Origin of the sequence: Candidatus Symbiopectobacterium sp., assembly GCF_020054415.1 — a bacterium.
Classification (GTDB): domain Bacteria; phylum Pseudomonadota; class Gammaproteobacteria; order Enterobacterales; family Enterobacteriaceae; genus Symbiopectobacterium.
Map to the genome: position 1 here is coordinate 1 of NZ_JAHWCO010000271.1, position 3729 is coordinate 3729.

Below are 3729 nucleotides of genomic sequence, written 5' to 3' on the forward strand. Positions count from 1 at the left end.
AGGAAAAATAGCCCGGTAGTGGAAAGCGCAGAAGAAACACGCTAAAACGATAAAAAAGTTAGGTTCCCGGATGATCGATACGATGCGAAAACGTGATCGACCTTAGATGCGAATCGATGATCGATCGCATGCGAATATGCAGCCCTAGTCTATGACAAGGCAAGCAACAAAAATCGCCTGGAGCCGCTCTCGCAGCGGGCTGCCGGATTGCGGGCGAAAGTCGACCTGGAAAAAGGGTTCTGGTGGTCGTCTTCCAATCAGGAGATTGCCGGGATTGTCGGCATGGAGCGGGCGCTGTCGGCGAAGCTCGGTGATGCCCAAAGTGAAGTTAACCGGCTCAATGAAAACGGCATCACCACGGTATTTAACGGTTTTGGTACCGGTCTGCGCCTTTGGTGCGACCGCACGGCGGCGTTTCCGACCGTCACCCATATGAAGAACTTTGAAAACGTGCGGCGCACCGGCGATATGCTCGACGAGGCGCTGCGCTTTTTCAGTCTGCAATATCTGGACAGGACCATAGATCAGGCATTGATTGATGCCCTGTGCTAGTCGGTCAATGCCTACGGACGCAAGCTGATAGGCGATGGTGCGCTGCTTGGATTTCGCTGCTGGTATGACAAGGCGCGTAATGAAGAAGAGGAGTTGTCTGCCGGGCATCTGTTGCTGAACTATGCCTATACTTCGCCCCCGCCGATGGAGCGGCTGACCTATGAAACCGAAATTACCGCCGAGTTTCTGGCTAACCTGAAAGGAAGCGCGTCATGATAAGGAGAGGTGGACACCCGGTATTGCGTCAGCGCTACCGGGTGGCGGTGATAAGCGGGCGTGCGATAAAGGAAAACAGCGGCGATGCGCGGACCTGTGCTGTCAGCGGCATTAATGTTATCGATGAGAATGCGTATGACCGGTAAAATTCAGCTTAACGCCATTAGCAATGCCAATATTTACGTTAATGGCAATAATCTGCTGGGGCGAGCCGAAGAGGTGAAGTGCCCGGAGATACAGGCCATCATTCAGGAGCGCAAGGCGCTCGGTCTGGTGGGCAAGATAGAGTTGCCCTACGGTTTTGACAAACTGGAGGGGGAAATCAGGTGGAACAGTTTTTACGCCGATGTCGCCCGGCTGGTCGCCAACCCGTTTAGCACTTATCAGCTGCAGTGCCGCTGCAGTGTCCAGCAGTTTGCCAGCCAGGGTCGGTTCAATGAAGTGCCGATGGTGACCTATATGACGGCGATGTTCAAAAAGAACCCGCTGGGCACCTTCAAACAGCATGAGGATCCGGATGTAAGCAGCGCCTTTACCTGCACCTATATCAAGCAGGTACTGGATGGTGAAGAATTACTGGAGCTGGACTACATGGCGAATATTTTTCGCGTCGGCGGGGTGGATATGCTGACAGACTACCGGGCCAATATCGGTGGTTAGCGCGCCATCCGTTTTCAGGGGGCGTTATCGTCACTGTCTTCTTAATGGCGTTTAAAAGCCCCCAGCCCACCCGAATGCCAGACTGTCAGGGTCAAGAAATCCTCTCAACCCAGGAGCTTATTATGCACGACACTTACCCCCTGCGTTTCCCCTATCCGCTGGCCAACGGCGAGATGCTGACACAGGTCACCGTGCGTCGGTTGACCGTGCGCGACATGAAACAGGTACGCAAGCAAAGTCAGGATCCGTCTGATTTGGATGAATTGCTGGTTGCCAGCATGACCGGGCTGTTACCGGAAGATTTGGACAAGATGGATTTGGCGGATTACCAGGCATTGCATGGCAGATTTCGCGGCTTTGCGGGGCTGGATACAGTATCCGGGACAACTTCGTAAGGCGGAGGCGTTACTGGCGAGGTGGTTTCGCTGGCAGCCCAGTGAGATTGACGGACTGCCGGTGGAGGAATTTGAGGGCTACCTTAAGGAAGCGGGCGAGCAGATAAAGCGCGAATACGGTGAATAGTCCAGCGGATAATGCGGTAAGCAACGTAGCTGCTAACCCATAAGAACGCCATAAACATTCCCGCAACCGATGCAAGTCGCATAGAAACAATGATGGCGGCAGTGAAAATCAGCGTGGCCAAAAGTACTTTCACGCCAAATTCAGCATCAAGCGGTGCTACAAGCATGATGGTTTTGTACGTCACAGATGCGACGAACAATCCATAAGGCAATTTGCCGATCCCGGTGACAATTTCATAGGCTTCTTCGTTCATAGGCGGGCCTCTTTTCTATTATTAAGATGAGGTTACCTCTATGCCGAGTTAATTTTCAATTGGCGTTGTCGTCTCCGCCGCCCTGCACGGCACGTTCCGGGCTGTTATGGGGAATTCTCAGCGTACACTGGAACGGCTGAGTTCAGCGACCACCCAGCTGCAGCAGCGTCAGGCATCGCTGACGCGGGCGGTTAGCCGATACGGCGACATTGGCGGGGATGCCGCCCGCCGCCTGAACGGTGAACTGATCCGCGTTGGCCATACCCTGTCCCGATTGGAAAGCCAGCAGGCACGCCTGACACGCGCCACCGCAACCTCGACCGCCTTGCGTGATAATCGCATGAACATCTACGGTCAGGGACTGGAAATCTATGGCATGCCGCGCGCTGCCTATGGTGCCGTTCAGCCTTCAGTAAAAAAGTACATGTCTTTTCAGGACAACATGATCGATATGGCGATCACCGCGGGTTTTAACACGAAAACCCGCGACGCGCTGGGGGAAGATATTCGTGCCTGGAGCCTGCAGTACAATCAGTCCCAGGACGATTTACAGGCAGCAAGCAGCTCACTGATTGGCAATAATATTGATGATTTGTATGATCTGCGCGCCTACCTGCCAAGTATTGCCCGCGCGGCCACGGCCACAAAAACCCCAGCAGAGCTGTGGGCGAAAGCCGCCTTTACCACCAAACAGTCGCTGGGCATCGCCGCCAAATATTTCGCCGCCGTACAGAACATCATGACCTATGGTGGCAAAGCGGGATCGTTTGAAATTGCTGACCAGGTGAAGTGGTTACCCGATTTAGCACCACAAATGGCGAATGTAGCCTAGGGTAAGGAGGCCGTTGCGGGGATGGTGGCAGCCTTACAGGTGGCAAAAATTGGGGCGAGTAGTTCAGATAAAGCGGCGAACAATTTTAATAATTTTCTCGAAAAACTGTATGCCCCAGAAACAAAAAAACGCTTTGCCGATGTGCATATCGATATTGAAAAGTCATTAATGCAGCAAAAAGCGTATGGCATTTCGCCGATTGAAGGGATGATGAATACCCTGCAAACCTATTTGGCGCAAAAAAGTCCGCAAGCCCTGGCACAATTTAAATCGGCGATGGCGGTGCAAGACAATAAGGCTCGCGATAAGGCGTTATTGGCCCTTCAGCAAAATTTTGGGTTGGGTGAACTGTTCGCCGATATGCAGGTGATGGCGTTTGTACGACCAATGCTGGTCAATATGAAGAAGTACCGCACTATCCGCGCTGAAGCCCTTAACGCCGCCAACACCGACGTGCTGGCAGGAGATTTCTCCCGCCGCCTGGCGTCGCCCATTGAGAAAATGAAACAATTGATGGTCGCCAGTGGTGATTTGGGGATCAGTATAGGGGAGCAGCGGCTTTGTTGAATAAATCAGAACTTGTAACGACTGCGCCCCATACGGGTCGATTGTTACGTGATGCGAATACTGTTCGGCATTCCTAATAGCGTGATCCGGTTAAGCGCTTTGACCATGGCCATGGCTTCACCCACCT

Annotated in this window: 6 protein-coding genes and 2 pseudogenes; 6 read left to right on the plus strand and 2 right to left on the minus strand. The window is 53.0% G+C overall.

The genetic code is table 11. The features are described from left to right. Positions 1–147 precede the first annotated feature (147 nt). The 4 genes and pseudogenes from QZ506_RS07790 to QZ506_RS07805 form a co-directional block, all read left to right on the plus strand. Positions 148–768, plus strand: a pseudogene (locus QZ506_RS07790) (phage tail sheath C-terminal domain-containing protein); the annotation flags it as partial. After that, positions 765–914, plus strand: a complete 150-nt coding sequence (locus tag QZ506_RS07795; RefSeq protein ID WP_291970212.1) for a hypothetical protein — start codon at positions 765–767, stop codon at positions 912–914. The pseudogene QZ506_RS07790 and the gene QZ506_RS07795, both read left to right, overlap by 4 nt. Beyond that, on the plus strand, positions 904–1428 hold the full coding sequence (locus QZ506_RS07800) for a phage major tail tube protein (protein WP_291970214.1): 525 nt from the start codon (positions 904–906) through the stop codon (positions 1426–1428). Before QZ506_RS07795 ends, QZ506_RS07800 begins: the two co-directional genes overlap by 11 nt. A 122-nt stretch (positions 1429–1550) precedes the next feature. Next, on the plus strand, positions 1551–1823 hold the full coding sequence (locus tag QZ506_RS07805; protein ID WP_291970216.1) for a phage tail assembly protein: 273 nt from the start codon (positions 1551–1553) through the stop codon (positions 1821–1823). A gap of 83 nt (positions 1824–1906) precedes the next feature. Here QZ506_RS07805 and QZ506_RS07810 read toward each other — a convergent pair whose 3' ends face one another. Continuing rightward, complete coding sequence (locus QZ506_RS07810) at positions 1907–2203, minus strand: hypothetical protein (RefSeq protein WP_291970218.1); 297 nt, start codon at positions 2201–2203, stop codon at positions 1907–1909. Between the two features lie 106 nt (positions 2204–2309). Here QZ506_RS07810 and QZ506_RS07815 point away from each other — a divergent pair, with 106 nt between their 5' ends. Further along, positions 2310–3035, plus strand: coding sequence for a phage tail tape measure protein (locus QZ506_RS07815; RefSeq protein WP_291970220.1), 726 nt, complete (start codon positions 2310–2312; stop codon positions 3033–3035). 39 nt (positions 3036–3074) lie between these two features. Next, positions 3075–3602: a hypothetical protein gene (locus QZ506_RS07820; RefSeq protein ID WP_291970221.1), complete on the plus strand. Its 528-nt coding sequence runs from the start codon at positions 3075–3077 to the stop codon at positions 3600–3602. Between the two features lie 44 nt (positions 3603–3646). Here the strand turns inward: QZ506_RS07820 and QZ506_RS07825 are convergent. Then, a pseudogene (locus tag QZ506_RS07825) lies at positions 3647–3729 on the minus strand (lipoprotein); the annotation flags it as partial.

Bases quoted from the DNA above. Each gene is read 5' to 3' on its own strand.
- QZ506_RS07795 (WP_291970212.1), top strand. From the start codon at position 765: ATGATAAGGAGAGGTGGACACCCGGTATTGCGTCAGCGCTACCGGGTG.
- QZ506_RS07800 (WP_291970214.1), top strand. From the start codon at position 904: ATGACCGGTAAAATTCAGCTTAACGCCATTAGCAATGCCAATATTTAC.
- QZ506_RS07805 (WP_291970216.1), top strand. From the start codon at position 1,551: ATGCACGACACTTACCCCCTGCGTTTCCCCTATCCGCTGGCCAACGGC.
- QZ506_RS07810 (WP_291970218.1), bottom strand. From the start codon at position 2,203: ATGAACGAAGAAGCCTATGAAATTGTCACCGGGATCGGCAAATTGCCT.
- QZ506_RS07815 (WP_291970220.1), top strand. From the start codon at position 2,310: ATGGGGAATTCTCAGCGTACACTGGAACGGCTGAGTTCAGCGACCACC.